Origin of the sequence: Agromyces seonyuensis, from assembly GCF_009789225.1 — a bacterium.
Classification (GTDB): domain Bacteria; phylum Actinomycetota; class Actinomycetes; order Actinomycetales; family Microbacteriaceae; genus Agromyces; species Agromyces seonyuensis.
Map to the genome: position 1 here is coordinate 14123 of NZ_WSTA01000054.1, position 13745 is coordinate 27867.

Annotated in this window: 15 protein-coding genes; 3 read left to right on the plus strand and 12 right to left on the minus strand. The window is 71.3% G+C overall.

Annotation, left to right across the window (positions count from 1 at the left end):
- Positions 1-38: 38 nt before the first annotated feature.
- From GB864_RS12130 to GB864_RS12170, 9 genes are all read right to left on the minus strand, one after another.
- A complete protein-coding gene (locus GB864_RS12130; RefSeq protein WP_160425402.1) occupies positions 39-833 on the minus strand; it encodes a F0F1 ATP synthase subunit delta in 795 nt (264 codons plus the stop codon).
- 2 nt (positions 834-835) lie between these two features.
- Positions 836-1396: a F0F1 ATP synthase subunit B gene (locus GB864_RS12135; RefSeq protein ID WP_160425404.1), complete on the minus strand. Its 561-nt coding sequence runs from the start codon at positions 1394-1396 to the stop codon at positions 836-838.
- Positions 1397-1425: 29 nt separating this feature from the next.
- Positions 1426-1659, minus strand: a complete 234-nt coding sequence (atpE, locus tag GB864_RS12140) for an ATP synthase F0 subunit C (protein WP_022888426.1) — start codon at positions 1657-1659, stop codon at positions 1426-1428.
- A 46-nt stretch (positions 1660-1705) separates the two neighbouring features.
- Entirely contained in the window at positions 1706-2524 is an 819-nt protein-coding gene (gene atpB / locus GB864_RS12145) for a F0F1 ATP synthase subunit A (protein ID WP_160425428.1), read from the minus strand.
- A 171-nt stretch (positions 2525-2695) separates the two neighbouring features.
- Positions 2696-3190 (minus strand): Cg1360 family ATP-synthase-associated protein, encoded by a 495-nt coding sequence (locus GB864_RS12150; RefSeq protein WP_160425406.1) that lies wholly within the window; start codon positions 3188-3190, stop codon positions 2696-2698.
- A 28-nt stretch (positions 3191-3218) separates the two neighbouring features.
- Positions 3219-4526, minus strand: coding sequence for an MraY family glycosyltransferase (locus GB864_RS12155; RefSeq protein ID WP_160425408.1), 1308 nt, complete (start codon positions 4524-4526; stop codon positions 3219-3221).
- Positions 4523-5218, minus strand: a complete 696-nt coding sequence (locus GB864_RS12160) for an L-threonylcarbamoyladenylate synthase (RefSeq protein WP_160425410.1) — start codon at positions 5216-5218, stop codon at positions 4523-4525. Before GB864_RS12160 ends, GB864_RS12155 begins: the two co-directional genes overlap by 4 nt.
- A gap of 91 nt (positions 5219-5309) precedes the next feature.
- Complete coding sequence (locus GB864_RS12165) at positions 5310-6128, minus strand: ABC transporter permease (protein WP_160425412.1); 819 nt, start codon at positions 6126-6128, stop codon at positions 5310-5312.
- Complete coding sequence (locus GB864_RS12170; RefSeq protein WP_160425413.1) at positions 6125-7036, minus strand: ATP-binding cassette domain-containing protein; 912 nt, start codon at positions 7034-7036, stop codon at positions 6125-6127. Before GB864_RS12170 ends, GB864_RS12165 begins: the two co-directional genes overlap by 4 nt.
- A gap of 118 nt (positions 7037-7154) precedes the next feature.
- Here GB864_RS12170 and GB864_RS12175 point away from each other — a divergent pair, with 118 nt between their 5' ends.
- Positions 7155-8189: a TetR/AcrR family transcriptional regulator gene (locus GB864_RS12175; protein ID WP_160425414.1), complete on the plus strand. Its 1035-nt coding sequence runs from the start codon at positions 7155-7157 to the stop codon at positions 8187-8189.
- Positions 8190-8202: 13 nt separating this feature from the next.
- On the opposite strand, the gene prmC is transcribed toward GB864_RS12175, so the two are convergent.
- Positions 8203-9084 (minus strand): peptide chain release factor N(5)-glutamine methyltransferase, encoded by an 882-nt coding sequence (gene prmC / locus GB864_RS12180; protein ID WP_160425415.1) that lies wholly within the window; start codon positions 9082-9084, stop codon positions 8203-8205.
- Between the two features lie 176 nt (positions 9085-9260).
- On the opposite strand from prmC, the gene cysK reads away from it, so the two are divergent.
- Both cysK and epsC read left to right on the plus strand, forming a co-directional pair.
- Complete coding sequence (gene cysK, locus GB864_RS12185) at positions 9261-10196, plus strand: cysteine synthase A (protein ID WP_160425416.1); 936 nt, start codon at positions 9261-9263, stop codon at positions 10194-10196.
- 79 nt (positions 10197-10275) lie between these two features.
- Positions 10276-10848: a serine O-acetyltransferase EpsC gene (gene epsC, locus GB864_RS12190; RefSeq protein ID WP_419672789.1), complete on the plus strand. Its 573-nt coding sequence runs from the start codon at positions 10276-10278 to the stop codon at positions 10846-10848.
- An 85-nt stretch (positions 10849-10933) separates the two neighbouring features.
- Here epsC and prfA read toward each other — a convergent pair whose 3' ends face one another.
- Together prfA and rho are read right to left on the minus strand one after the other, a co-directional pair.
- The gene (gene prfA / locus GB864_RS12195; RefSeq protein WP_160425419.1) at positions 10934-12001 is read right to left on the minus strand and encodes a peptide chain release factor 1; all 1068 of its coding nucleotides are present in this window, start codon (positions 11999-12001) and stop codon (positions 10934-10936) included.
- 4 nt (positions 12002-12005) lie between these two features.
- Positions 12006-13745: transcription termination factor Rho (gene rho / locus GB864_RS12200; RefSeq protein ID WP_160425421.1), on the minus strand; the 1740-nt coding region annotated here is incomplete at its 5' end.

The following is a 13745-nucleotide window of genomic DNA, read 5'->3' on the forward strand; positions in this document are numbered from 1 at the left end:
GGTGTGCGGCGACTCGCGCCATTCGATTCGTCCGGCCGTCAGCCGGCAAGCTGCTGCCTGAGGGACTCGAGGCGGGCGGCGATGCTGCCGTCGATGACATCGTCGCCGATCTGCACGCGCAGTCCGCCGACGATCGTCGGGTCGACGATGTCGTTGAGGCGGATGCTGCCCTCGTACTGCGAGCCGAGTCCGGCCGAGAGCCGGTCGAGCTGCGCGGCGGTGAGGGGCGTCGCGCTCGTGACCGTCGCGACGCGGAAGCCGAGCTCGTCGGCCGCCAGGTCGGCGGCGCGGCCGAGCGACTCGCCGATGCGGCGGCCTCGAGGCTGCTGCACGAGCGCACGCACGATCGCCAGCGTCGAGGCCGACGTCGTTCCGGCGAAGAGCCGCTCGACGAGGGCGACGCGCGAGGCGACGGGGCTGAGCTTGGAGGCGAGCGCGAGCTCGACCTCCGAGTCCGCCGCGACGAAGCGACGCACCGCGAAGAGCTCCGCGGGGATGTCGACGCCGGAACCGGCCGCGCGCACCGCGAGACGGATGCCCGCTTCCTCGATGCCGGCGAGCAGGTCGGACTGCCGCGACCACCGGTGCGAGGCGATCGTCGACACGAGCTCGACGGCCGGGGCCGAAAGCTGGGAACCGAACACCGCGGCGGTCAGCGCGCGCTTCTGCGCGGCATCCGCCTCGGCGTCGGCGAGCGCACCGCGCAGCGGTGCGGACTCGCCGACGACCCGACCGGCGGCGAAGACGTCCTCCGCGAGGCCCGTGTCGACGCGGTCGATCGAGTCGACCGCGGCACGTGCCGCGCTGAGCGCCTGTCTCGTCGCACTGCCCATGCTTACTTCGCTCCCGCTGCCTTGGCCTGGTCGGCCTCGAGGTCGGCGAGGAAGCGGTCGACGACGGAGGACGCCTTGGCGTCGTCCTTCAGCGACTCGCCGATCACGCCGGACGCGAGGTCGAGGGCGAGGGTGCCGACCTCGCTGCGGAGCGACACGATGGCGCTCTGCCGCTCGGCCTCGATCTGGGCCTGGGCGGACACCGTGATGCGGGTCGCCTCGGCGCTCGCGTTCTCACGGGCCTCGGCGACGATCTGCTTGCCGTCCTCGCGGGCGGTCTCGCGGATCTTTCCGGCCTCGACGCGGGCCTCGGCGAGCTGAGCGGTGTACTGCTCGAGCGCGGCCTCGGCCTGGCGCTGCGCCTCGTCGGCCTTCTCGATGTTGCCCTCGATGGCGGCGCCGCGCTCGTCGAGCATCTGCTGCATCTTCGGGAGCGCGTAGCGCCAGAAGAAGAAGAGGATGATGACGAAGCAGACCGCCGACCACCAGATGTCGTACGGGGCCGGGAGGAGCGGGTTCGTCGTCTCGCCCTCGGTTGCAGCCTTCAGTACTGCGTGAAGCACGGGGCCTCCTTAGTGGCGTGGGAGGGGGATCAGACGAAGATGAAGTACGTCGCGATGCCGATGAAGGCGAGCGCCTCGGTGAAGGCGATGCCGATCCACATCAGGACCTGGAGGCGGCCGGCCAGCTCGGGCTGACGGGCGACGCCCTCGATCGTCTTGCCGACGACGATGCCGACGCCGATGGCCGGGCCGATCGCGGCGAGGCCGTAGCCGACGGTGGCGATGTTGCCGTTGATCTCAGCGAGAACGGTGGTTGCGTCCACGTTGGGGTTTCCTTTCCTAGGGTTCGCTTCGGGCGGGCGCCCGGGCTCAGTGCTCTTCGGCGACCGCGAGCTGGATGTAGACCGCGGTGAGAAGGGCGAAGACGTAGGCCTGCAGCACGGCGACGAGGACCTCGAACAGCGTGAACACGAAGCCGAAGGCGAGCGTGCCGACGCCGAAGAGGGTGTACCACCCGCCGAGCGTGAAGATGAAGAACTGCGTCGCGGAGAAGAAGAGCACGAGCAGGAGGTGGCCCACGATCATGTTCATCAGCAGTCGCAGCGTCAGCGTGACGGGGCGGATGATGAACGTCGAGATGAGCTCGATGGGCGTGACGATGATGTACACCGGCCACGGGACGCCCGTCGGGAAGAGGGCGTTCTTGAAGAAGTTCTTGGGGCTCTTCTTGATGCCCGCGTAGATGAACGTCACGTACGAGACGATCGCGAGCACCAGCGGGACGCCGATGACCGACGTGCCGGCGATGTTCAGACCCGGGATGATGCCCGTGAGGTTCATGAACAGCACCATGAAGAAGATGGTGGTGAGGATCGGCAGGAAGCGCTTGCCGTCCTTCTTGCCGAGCAGGTCCTCCGCGATGTTGACGCGCGCGAAGTCGAGGCCCATCTCGATGAGGCTCTGATAGCGACCGGGCACGAGGCGCATCTTGCGCGTGCCGAGCCAGAAGAGCAGCAGCAGCGCGGCGACCGCGATGAAGCGGACGATCATGATGCGGTTGATGTCGAACCACTCGCCCGGCAGGTCGATGACAACCGGAGGGAAGAACTCCTCGATCGAGGGCCCATGGAATTCGTCGGACGTTGAGATCTGAACCAGCAGGTTCGCAGCGTTCGCTAGCAGCGCTATCTCCTGTTATCGGGGCGGTAGAGCTCGGCTCTCACGACGACGGGCAAAATTGCAGATGATCAGGCTTCCGCACACGCCGATGGGGCGGGAAACCGGGGGGATCTCTACACACTGTAGCAAGAGATCCGGCCTCCGCCGAATCCCCGGGGGATATCGGTCCGAGGCGGGTTTTCAGTCTTCCGACGGGGCCTTCGGGAGCTTCGCGTCGACGTACGGGACGCGCGAGCGCAGCATCACGACGACGTCGACGACGAGGGAACCGAGGACGCCGGCGACGAGCGCGAGGAAGAGCACGACGGGCTCGAGCCAGTCGACGCCGCGCAGCAGCACGACGAGCACGATGAAGACGACGAATTTCACGATCCAGCCGCCGAGCACGATGCCGAAGAAGGCGCCGACGAAGAGGTCGGAGTCGGCGAACCGGTTGGCGAGGAGGATGCTGCCGGCCGTGACCGCCATGAAGACGACGGCGATCGCCGTGCCGATGAGCGCGCTCACGAGGCCGGGGACGCCTGCGACGAGGAAGCCGACGAGACCGCCGACGACGAGGATCACCGCGGCGAGGATGCCGCCCCAGACGAGGGCGCGCTTGAGCACGGGGTTGGACGTGGGGGTGTTGGCGGGCGCGCCGGCAGGGCGGTCCGGCCGGCCGTTGAGGTCGGTCATGAGGCTCCAGTCGTGAATCCGGGCGAGTCTAGCGGCGCGTCGCTGGGGGCGCGCTGATGGGCGTCGAGGCATCCGGATCGGCCTCGCTCGCCGCAGGGACCGGCCCGGTCCGCTCCCCCGCAGGAACCGCCGGCGTCGTCTCGTCGACGCCCTCGACGTCCGCGGTGCTCTCGACGATGCGGGCACGGCGGAAGGAGGTCCAGCCGGTGAACCAGTGACGGCGTTTGCCGAGCGGCGCGAGCGTCAGCACCGCGCACACCACGAAACCGAGCCCGAGGATGACGAAGGCGACCCAGTCGTCGACGCCGAAGTAGACGGGCAGGACGTACGTCAGGAGGCATCCGATCGAGGCGACCGCCGTCCACGCGTAGAAGATGAGCACGGCGCCGAGGCTCGAGTGGCCCATGTCGAGCAGACGGTGGTGCAGGTGCTTGCGGTCGGCGGAGAACGGCGAGCGCCCCGCGCCCATCCGGCGCACGACGGCGAGGCCGAAGTCGAGCAGCGGGATGACGAGCACCGCGAAGGGGATGACGATGGGGATGAACGCCGCGACGAGCTGGTTCTGCCCGACCGTCGCGGGGTCGATCTGCCCGGTCACCGCGATCGCCGAGGTCGCCATGAGCAGGCCCAGCAGGAGCGAGCCGGCGTCGCCCATGAACAGCTTCGCCGGATGCCAGTTGAGCGGCAGGAACCCGATGCAGACGCCGACGACGAGCGCCGCGAGGAGCGAGGCGAGGTTCATGTAGTTCGTCGGCGAGCTCTGCTGCACGAGCAGGTAGGTGTAGACGAAGAAGACGCCGTTGGCGATGAGGGAGACGCCCGCGACCAGCCCGTCGAGGCCGTCGATGAAGTTCATCGCGTTCATGACGAGCACGATCGCGAACACCGTGATGATGACGCTGAAGAGCGACGAGCCGATGACCTTGAACCCGGCGATCGGCAGCGAGAGAATCGACACCCCCTGCCAGGCGATGATGCCGGCGGCGATGAACTGGCCCGCGAGCTTCGCCGTCCAGTCGAGGTCCCAGAGGTCGTCGGCGACGCCGAGCACGACGATGAGGGTCGCCGCAAGGAGGATGGCGGGCACCTGCCAGCGATCGTCGAAGACGACGTCGAGGAGGGGGAACCGCGCCGAGACGACCCAGGCGACGCCGATCGCGGCGACGAACCCCACGTACATCGCGATGCCGCCGAGGCGGGGGGTCGGGCGGGTGTGGACGTCGCGCTCGCGGATCTTCGGATAGAGCCGGTACTTCAGACCGATCTTCCACACCGCGATCGACCCGAAGTACGAGACGATCGCCGCCACGAGGGCGAGCACGACGAACAGGGTCACGGGGCGATCAGCTCCTCGCCGACGACGCCCGCGAGCGCCTCGCGCGAGATCACGCCGGCGCGGACGATGCGGAGGAGCCCGGACCCGCCGGCAGCCAGACCCGTCGCGTCGACGATCGTCGAGGACGTGTCCCCCGGTCGCTCGCCGATGGCCTCGTAGCCCGTGCCCGCGGCGCCGCCGTCGAGGTACACCGCGACCGAATCGCCGAGCATCCCTTCGGCGTCGCCGGCGCTCGCGGCGCTCGGCTGCCCCGACAGGTTCGCGCTCGAGACGGCCAGCGGCCCGGTCTCGGCGAGCAGTTCGAGGGCGATGCGGTGGTCGGGCATGCGCAGCGCGACGGTGCCGCGCGTCTCGCCGAGGTCCCACTGCAGCGACGGCTGCGCGTGCAGGATGACCGTGAGCCCGCCGGGCCAGAAGGCGGCGACGAGGTCGCGCACCGGCTGCGGCACCTCGCGCGCGAGCGCATCGAGGGTCGGGATGCCCGGGATGAGGACGGGCGGCGGCGAGGTGCGGCCGCGGCCCTTGGCCTCGAGCAGCCGCTCGACGGCGGCCGGGCTGAACGCGTCGGCGGCGAGCCCGTACACGGTGTCGGTGGGCAGCACGACGAGCTCGCCGCGGCCGAGCGCGGCGCGGGCCAGCCGCATCCCGGTGAGGAGTTCGTCGTCGTCGGCGCAGTCGAAGGTCTGAGACATAACCGGATGATTCTAGGGCGCCCGACCCGTGGCCGGGCTGCGCGCTCCGGGCCGGCGGGAGACCGGCCCGGAGCGCGAGCGCGCGGCGAGGCTAGCGGCGCCCCGACTTCCGGCCGAACGCCCACGTGCTCCAGACGACGCCGATCGCGATGAGCAGCACGCACCAGCCCACGGCCCACCAGGCCTGGTCGTCGATCGGCGTGCCCATCAGCAGTCCTCGGATGGTCTCGATGATGGGCGTGACCGGCTGATGCTCGGCGACCCGCTGGAGCCACTCCGGCATGGTGTCCACGGGCACGAACGCGCTCGAGAGGTACGGCAGGAACAGCAGCACGAAGCCGTAGCCGCTTGCAGCCTCCGGGCCGGAGGCGGTGAGGCCGACGGCGGCGAAGAGCCACGTGATGGCGAGGATCCACAGGGTCACGACGCCGATCGCGCCGAGCCACTCGAGCGGGCCGGCCGTCGGCCGGAAGCCCACCAGCAGCGCGACGCCGATGACGATGCCCGTCGCGACGAGGTTGCGCACGACGCTCGCGATGACGTGGCCGGCGATGACCGCGCCGGCGGCGACGGGCATGGTGCGGATGCGGTCGATGAAGCCGGCCGTCAGGTCTTCCGCGACGTCGACGGCCACGCCCGAGGCGCCGAATCCGGCGCAGAGCAGGATGATGCCGGGCACGACGTAGTCGACGTACCCGCCGCCGGAGTCGATCGCGCCGCCGAACACGTACGTGAAGACGAGCATGAGCATCACCGGCAGGACGATCGCCATGACGAGCGCGTCGGCGTTGCGGATCGTGTGCGTGAGGCTCCGGCCGGTGAAGGACGCGGTCGCGGGCGCGAGGCCCGGTCGCCCCCGGAGCGGGCGCGACTCCGCAGCGGGAGCGAGCGGGGTGAGGACGGCGGTCATGAGGCGACTCCTTCGGCGAGGGCGGGTTCGGCGGGGCGCTCGGCACGACCGGCTCCGACGAGCGCGTCGTAGACGTCGTCGAGGGTCGGCTCGCGCAGGGCGATCGAGCCGCGGGCGCCGCGACGGTCGAGCTCGTCGATCGCCTCGCGCAGCCCGTGCAGGCTGCCGTCCGTCGGCAGTTCGGCGAGCAGCTCCCCGTCCGGGTCGCGCAGCTGGACGCTCGTGCCGCCGACGCGGGACTTCAGCTCGGCGGGAGTGCCGAGCGCGACCGCGCGGCCGCCGTCGAGCACGGCGATGCGGTCGGCGAGCCGGTCGGCCTCGTCGAGGTACTGGGTCGTCAGCAGCACCGTGGTGCCGCCGTCGGCGAGCGAGCGGATCGACTCCCAGAGCTCGCGGCGGCTGACGGGGTCGAGTCCCGTCGTGGGCTCGTCGAGGAAGAGCACGCGCGGCGGGACGATGAGGCTCAGCGCGAGATCGAGTCGGCGGCGCATGCCGCCCGAGTAGGTGCCGACCTGCCGCCCTGCCGCCTCGACGAGGTCGAAGCGCTCGAGGAGTTCGGTCGTGCGCCGTTCGGTCTCGCGGCGGCCGAGCGCGGAGAGCCGGGCGAGGAGCCGGAGGTTCTCGGCGCCCGTGAGCCGCGCATCGACCGCGGCGGACTGGCCGCTGACGGCGATGCGACGCCGCACGTCGGCAGGGCCGCGGACGACGTCGACGCCGTCGATCGTCGCCGAGCCGCCGTCGGGACGCACAAGGGTCGTGAGGATCTCGATCGTGGTCGTCTTGCCGGCGCCGTTGGGCCCGAGCAGCCCGAAGATCTCGCCGGGTTCGACCGTGAACGAGAGGCCGTCGAGGACGACGGTGCGGCCGTAGCGCTTCGCGAGCGCCCGGACGTCGATGATCGGTGACATCCCGATCTCCTTCCGTGTATGGGACATACTGTTTATGGCGTATACCACTGCGTATGTCATACACGGTGGTAGCGTCGACCGCAAGCGCCGTACGCGCCGATGACGGCAGGAGAGCCGAATGTCCGACGGAACCGAATCCGAACCCGAGCCCGAACTGCCCCGCGCCGTCGCGCTCGCGTGGGGCATCGCCGCGAACCCGCAGCGCGGCCCGAAACGGGAGCTCTCCATCGAGCGCATCGTCGACGCCGCGATCGAGATCGCCGATGCCGAAGGGCTCGGCGCGGTCTCGATGAGCCGGGTGGCCGCGGCCCTCGGCTTCACGCCGATGTCGCTCTACCGCTACGTCACGAGCAAGGACGACCTGCTCCTGCTCATGCAGGAGGCGGCGAGCGAGGTGCCGATCCCCGAAGCCGCCGACGACGCCGACTGGCGCAGCGGACTGGCTCGCTGGGCCCGCTCTGCCCGCGCCGGCTACCACGAGCACCCCTGGCTCTCCGACCTGCCCATCCAGGGGGTGCCGATCACCCCGAACAACCTCGCGATGGTCGACTGGTTCCTCCGCGAAGTGCGCGAGGTCCCGCTCGATCCGGGCGAGAAGATGGGCGCGCTGCTGCTGCTCGCGAACTACTCGCGCGCGTACGCGCGGCAGGAGCGCGACCTCGCCGCCGCCGATCCCGGCGACGTCGACGGCGCGAACTTCCTCGCCGGGCTCGTCCCGTTCATCACGCCCGAGCGCTTCCCGGACTTCGCGCCGTTCTTCCTCGCGGGCGGCTATGTCGGCGACGGCACCGAGGACGCCGACGTCGACTTCGAGTTCGGCCTCGCGCGCATCCTCGACGGCCTCGCCCGACCCATCGAGGAACGCGGCGGCGGCGCGACGGCGGCGCACGACGAACCCGAGCCGCTCGACCCGGACTCGGAGCCGCTCCCCCGAGATCCCGCCGTGCGCGAGGCCAATCGTGGGCGGCGCGACGCCGAGCGCACGGTCCGCGAGGCGCAGAAAGCGCTGAAGGAGGCTCGCAAACGCGAGCGCGACGAGATCAAGCTCGCGCGGCAGCGCGCCGCCGAGGCCGAGCGCAAGGCCGCCGAGCGCACGAGCCGGGAGGCCGAGCGCGCCGCCCGAGACGCGGAGCGGGCCGCGAGGCGCCGCTAGGGGCCGGCGGAACTCAGCGCAGGGCGGTCGTCGCCCGGTCGCGGCCCGTCAGGTCGCGGTGGTGGGCGACCGCGTGCCAGCCGTCGGCCTCGAGCAGTGCGCGGATCGACGCCGACTGCTCCTCGCCGTGCTCGAGCACGAGCATCCCGCCCGAACGCAGCAGCCGCAGGCCGACGCCCGAGACGACGCGCACGACGTCGAGGCCGTCCTCGCCGCCGTAGAGCGCATGGGCCGGGTCGTGCAGACGCACCTCGGGGTCGCGCGGCACTGCGGCACGCGGGATGTACGGCGGGTTCGAGATCACGACGTCCAGCGAATCGGTCTCCGCCGGCAGCGCGTCGGCGAGGTCGCCGAAGACGAGCTCGAGATTGCCGTCGGTCAGCGCCTCGACGTTGCGCTTCGTCCACGCGAAGGCCTCGGGCGAGTTCTCGTACGCCCAAACGCGCGCACGCGGCACCTCGCGCGCCATCGCGATCGCGATCGCGCCCGAACCGGAGCCGAGGTCGACGGCGCGCGGTTCGGCCGTCGGCACGTTGCGGAGGAAGTCGATCGCGAGCTGCACGACCTGCTCGGTCTCGGGCCGCGGCGTGAACACCCCGGGGCCGACCGCGAGCTCGAACGCGCGGAACGGCGCCGTGCCGGTGAGGTGCTGCAGCGGCTCGCGCGCCGCACGGCGCACGACGAGCGCCGACAGCGTCGCGGCCTCCTCGCCCGACAGCTCGCCGCCCAGGATGACGCGCGCCTGCAGCTCGCCCCGGGAGAGGCCGAGGACGTGCCCGACGAGCAGTTCGGCGTCGACGACGGGATCGGGTACGCCCGCCTCGGCCAGGCGGGCGGCGGTCAGCGCGAGGGCGTCCCGCAGGCTCGCACCGCGGACGGGGTCGTCGGAATGCACGTGTTCGAGCGTAACCCGGGCCGAGGCGACGCCGATCCCGCCTCGGCCGCGACGAAGCCGGGCCGCCCGTCCGCTCCCGTCGTATTCGGGCGTAACCCGGGTGACGGCGCCGCCGGGCCGCTCCTAGGCTGGCAACGGCCCACGCTGCCGCCCGTCCCCTCGCGAAAGGAACCCCGATGGCCCAGGTCTACGAGAACATCACCGAGGTCGTCGGGCGCACGCCGCTCGTCAAGCTCGGCCGGTTGGCCGGCGGCACCGGTGCCACGGTGCTCGCCAAGCTCGAGTTCTACAACCCCGCCGCGAGCGTCAAGGACCGCATCGGCGTCGCCATCATCGACGCCGCCGAGGCGTCGGGCGCGCTGCAGCCCGGCGGCACGATCGTCGAGGGCACGAGCGGCAACACGGGCATCGCCCTCGCGTTCGTGGGGGCCGCACGCGGCTACAAGGTCATCCTGACCATGCCGGAGACGATGTCGAAGGAGCGCCGAGTGCTGCTGCGCGCCTACGGCGCCGAGCTCGTCCTGACGCCGGGCGCCGACGGCATGCGCGGCGCGGTCGAGGCGGCGAACGAGATCGTCGCGAAGACGCCGGGCGCGATCCTCGCGAGCCAGTTCGCCAATCCCGCGAACCCGGCGATCCACCGGGCCACGACCGGCCCGGAGATCTGGGCGGACACCGACGGCGACGTCGACATCCTCGTCGCCGGCATCGGCACGGGCGGCACGATCACGGGCGCCGGCGCGTACCTGAAGGAGCAGAAGCCGGGCCTGCAGGTGGTCGCGGTCGAGCCCGTCGACTCGCCGCTGCTCACGCAGGGCACCGCGGGACCGCACAAGATCCAGGGCATCGGCGCGAATTTCGTGCCCGAGGTGCTCGACACGACGATCTACGACGAGGTCATCGACGTCGCGACGCCCGACGCCATCGCCACCGCCCGCACCCTCGCGACCCAGGAGGGCGTGCTCGGCGGCATCTCCTCCGGCGCAGCGGTCTGGGCCGCCCTCGAGGTCGCGAAGCGCCCCGAGAACGCCGGCAAGACGATCGTGGTCGTGGTGCCCGACTTCGGTGAGCGCTACCTCAGCACCGTGCTCTACGAGGACCTGCTCGACTGAGTCCCGCGAACGGGCGAACGCCCCGCTCCCCCGCGCACCGCGGGCGGGCGGGGCGTCGTCGTCTGGTTGGATGGGGGACGTGACGGCCCTCCGAGCGCTGCGAGAAGACCTCGCGAACGCGCGCACCCACGACCCCGCGGCCCGCGGCGACGTCGAGATCTTCCTCGCCTACTCCGGGCTCCACGCGGTGTGGTGGTACCGCCTCCACCACAAGATGTGGCTCGCGGGCTTCCGCCTGCCCGCGCGGCTGGTCTCGCAACTCGCCCGCTTCCTCACGGGCATCGAGATCCACCCGGGCGCCACGATCGGCCGCCGGCTCTTCATCGACCACGGCATGGGCGTCGTCATCGGCGAGACCGCCGTCCTCGGCGACGACGTCATGCTGTACCACGGCGTCACCCTCGGCGGGAAGGCTCCGCGCCTCGCCCGTCCCGGCGACAAGCGCCACCCGACGCTCGAGAAGGGCGTCACGGTCGGCGCCGGGGCGAAGATCCTCGGCGACATCGTGATCGGCCAGTGGTCGGTCGTCGGCGCCAACGCCGTCGTCACGAAGGATGCGCCCGCGCACTCCGTGCTCGTCGGCATCCCGGCCGTCGCGAAGCCGGCGCGCGAGGTCACCATCGACACGGCGCGCGGCATCCACGAGATCTGACGGCCCGCGGCGGGCAGGCCGGCGACGTCACGAGCCCGGCACCGACCGAAGTCGGATGCCGGGCTCGTGACGTCTCCCGATCGGCTCACTCGCCGGCGAGCTTCGCCTCCTCGTCGGCGCGGACGGCCGACTCGATGATCGGATCGAGCGCGCCGTTCATCACCTGGTCGAGGTTGTAGGCCTTGTAGCCGGTGCGGTGGTCCGCGATGCGGTTCTCGGGGAAGTTGTACGTGCGGATGCGCTCCGAACGGTCCATCGTGCGGATCTGCGACTTGCGCGCGTCGGACGCGGCTGCCGCGAGCTCCTCCTGCTGGCGGGCGAGGAGGCGGGCGCGCAGGACGCGCATGCCGGCTTCGCGGTTCTGCAGCTGCGACTTCTCGTTCTGCATCGACACGACGATGCCCGTCGGCAGGTGCGTGATGCGCACCGCCGAGTCGGTCGTGTTGACCGACTGGCCGCCGGGGCCGCTCGAGCGGTACACGTCGATCTTCAGGTCGTTCTGGTCGATCGAGACTTCCTCGGGCTCGTCGACCTCGGGGAAGACGAGCACGCCGGTCGTCGACGTGTGGATTCGGCCCTGCGTCTCGGTGACGGGCACCCGCTGCACGCGGTGCACGCCGCCCTCGTACTTGAGGTGGGCCCACACGCCCTGCGACGGATCGGTCGAGCTGGACTTGATCGCGACCTGGACGTTCTTGTAGCCGCCGAGGTCGGACTCGTCGGACTCGAGCAGCTCGGTCTTCCAGCCCTTCGACGACGCGTACTGCAGGTACATCCGCAGGAGGTCGGCCGCGAACAGCGCCGACTCCGCGCCGCCCTCGCCGCCCTTGATCTCCATGATCACGTCGCGGCCGTCGTCGGGGTCGCGCGGGATGAGGAGCCGTCGCAGCTTCTCCTGCGATTCCGCGAGGGATGCCTCGAGCGCCGGGATCTCCTCGGCGAACGCGTCATCCTCCTTCGCGAGCTCGCGGGCCGCGTCGAGGTCGTCGACCGACTGCGTCCACGCCTCGTGCGCCGCGACGATGCGCGACAGCTCGGCGTAACGCCGGTTGACCTTCTTGGCGCGCGCGGGGTCGGCGTGGAGCGCCGGGTCGGCGAGCTGCTCCTGCAGCTCGCCGTGCTCGGCGATCAGCGCTTGGACGGTCTCGAACACGACCTCAGCGACGCTCGTTCTCGTGGCCGTGGGCGCCGCCGCCCGCCACCGGAGCGGCCTTCTGCATGAGCAGGAGGAACTCGGTGTTGGACTGCGTCTCCTTCAGGCGGCCGAGGATCGCCTCGAGCGCCTGCTGGGGCTCCAGGCCGGCGAGGGCGCGGCGCAGCTTCCAGGTGATCTTGACCTCGTCGGCGGACATGAGCATCTCCTCGCGACGCGTCGACGACGCGTTGACGTCGACCGCCGGGAAAATGCGCTTGTCGGCGAGCTGGCGCGAGAGGCGCAGCTCGCTGTTGCCGGTGCCCTTGAACTCCTCGAAGATGACCTCGTCCATCTTGGAGCCGGTCTCGACGAGCGCCGTCGCGAGGATCGTCAGCGAGCCGCCGTTCTCGATGTTGCGCGCCGCGCCGAAGAAGCGCTTCGGCGGGTAGAGCGCCGACGCGTCGACGCCGCCCGAGAGGATGCGGCCGGAGGCCGGTGCCGCGAGGTTGTAGGCGCGGCCGAGGCGGGTGATGGAGTCGAGCAGCACGACGACGTCGTGGCCGAGCTCCACGAGGCGCTTCGCACGCTCGATGGCGAGCTCGGCGACCGTCGTGTGGTCCTCCGCGGGGCGGTCGAAGGTCGAGGCGATGACCTCTCCCTTCACCGTGCGCTGCATGTCGGTGACCTCTTCGGGGCGCTCGTCGACGAGCACGACCATGAGGTGGACCTCGGGGTTGTTCTGCGCGATCGCCGAGGCGATCTGCTGGAGCACGATCGTCTTGCCGGCCTTCGGGGGGGCGACGATGAGACCGCGCTGGCCCTTGCCGATCGGCGAGACGAGGTCGATGATGCGCTGCGTGAACTTCGTCGGCTCGGTCTCCATGCGCAGGCGCTCCTGCGGGTAGAGCGGCGTGAGCTTCTGGAAGTCGACGCGGGCCGCCGCCTCGTCGGGGGTCTGCCCGTTGACGGAGTCGACCTTGACGAGCGCGTTGTACTTCTGGCGGCTGTTCTGCTCGCCGTCGCGGGGCTGCTTGATCGAGCCGACGACGGCGTCGCCCTTGCGCAGGTGGTACTTCTTCACCTGACCGAGCGACACGTAGACGTCCGACGGACCCGGCAGGTAGCCGGTCGTGCGCACGAACGCGTAGTTGTCGAGTACGTCGAGGATGCCCGCGATGGGCACGAGCACGTCGTCGTCGAGGATCTCGGGCTCGAGCTCGTCGCCCGGGGCGCCGCCGCGACGCTTGCGGTCGCGGTAGCGGCCGCGACGACCGTCGCCGTCGCCGTCCTGCGGCTGGTTCTGGTTCTGGCCGCCCTGCTGAGCGCTCTGCTGGCCGCCCTGCTGCTGCTGGTTGCCGCGACCTCGGCCCTGCTGCTGCTTGTCGCCGGCCTCGGCGTCGGTCTCGGCCTTGGGCTCGGCCTTCTCGGTCTGCTGGGCGCCGCCCTGCTGGCCCTGGTTCTGCGCGCGGTCGCCGCCGCGGCCGCGGCCGCGACGGTTGCGGTTGCGGCCCTGGGGCTTCTCGCCCTCGTCGCCGCCCTCGCCGTTCTCGCCCTCGGGGCGGAGGATGCCGCCCGCGACGGACGCGAGCAATTCCTCGCGCACGGCCGCACGGGCCGCCTCGCGACGTTCCTCGCCGTCGGCCTCGGACTCGGGCGCCTCGGCGGCCGGAGCCTCGTCGACGGGGACGAGCTGGACGCCCGCGTCGCCGGCGTTGGCGTGCTGGGCGGCCGCGGTCGCGGTGGTCGCGCGGCGCGGCTGGCG

Excerpts from the sequence above, each read along its gene's own strand:
- cysK (WP_160425416.1), top strand. The coding sequence starts at position 9,261 with ATGGCCCAGGTCTACGAGAACATCACCGAGGTCGTCGGGCGCACGCCG.
- GB864_RS12130 (WP_160425402.1), bottom strand. The coding sequence starts at position 833 with ATGGGCAGTGCGACGAGACAGGCGCTCAGCGCGGCACGTGCCGCGGTC.
- GB864_RS12150 (WP_160425406.1), bottom strand. The coding sequence starts at position 3,190 with ATGACCGACCTCAACGGCCGGCCGGACCGCCCTGCCGGCGCGCCCGCC.
- GB864_RS12170 (WP_160425413.1), bottom strand. The coding sequence starts at position 7,036 with ATGTCACCGATCATCGACGTCCGGGCGCTCGCGAAGCGCTACGGCCGC.
- GB864_RS12175 (WP_160425414.1), top strand. The coding sequence starts at position 7,155 with ATGTCCGACGGAACCGAATCCGAACCCGAGCCCGAACTGCCCCGCGCC.
- GB864_RS12165 (WP_160425412.1), bottom strand. The coding sequence starts at position 6,128 with ATGACCGCCGTCCTCACCCCGCTCGCTCCCGCTGCGGAGTCGCGCCCG.
- GB864_RS12160 (WP_160425410.1), bottom strand. The coding sequence starts at position 5,218 with ATGTCTCAGACCTTCGACTGCGCCGACGACGACGAACTCCTCACCGGG.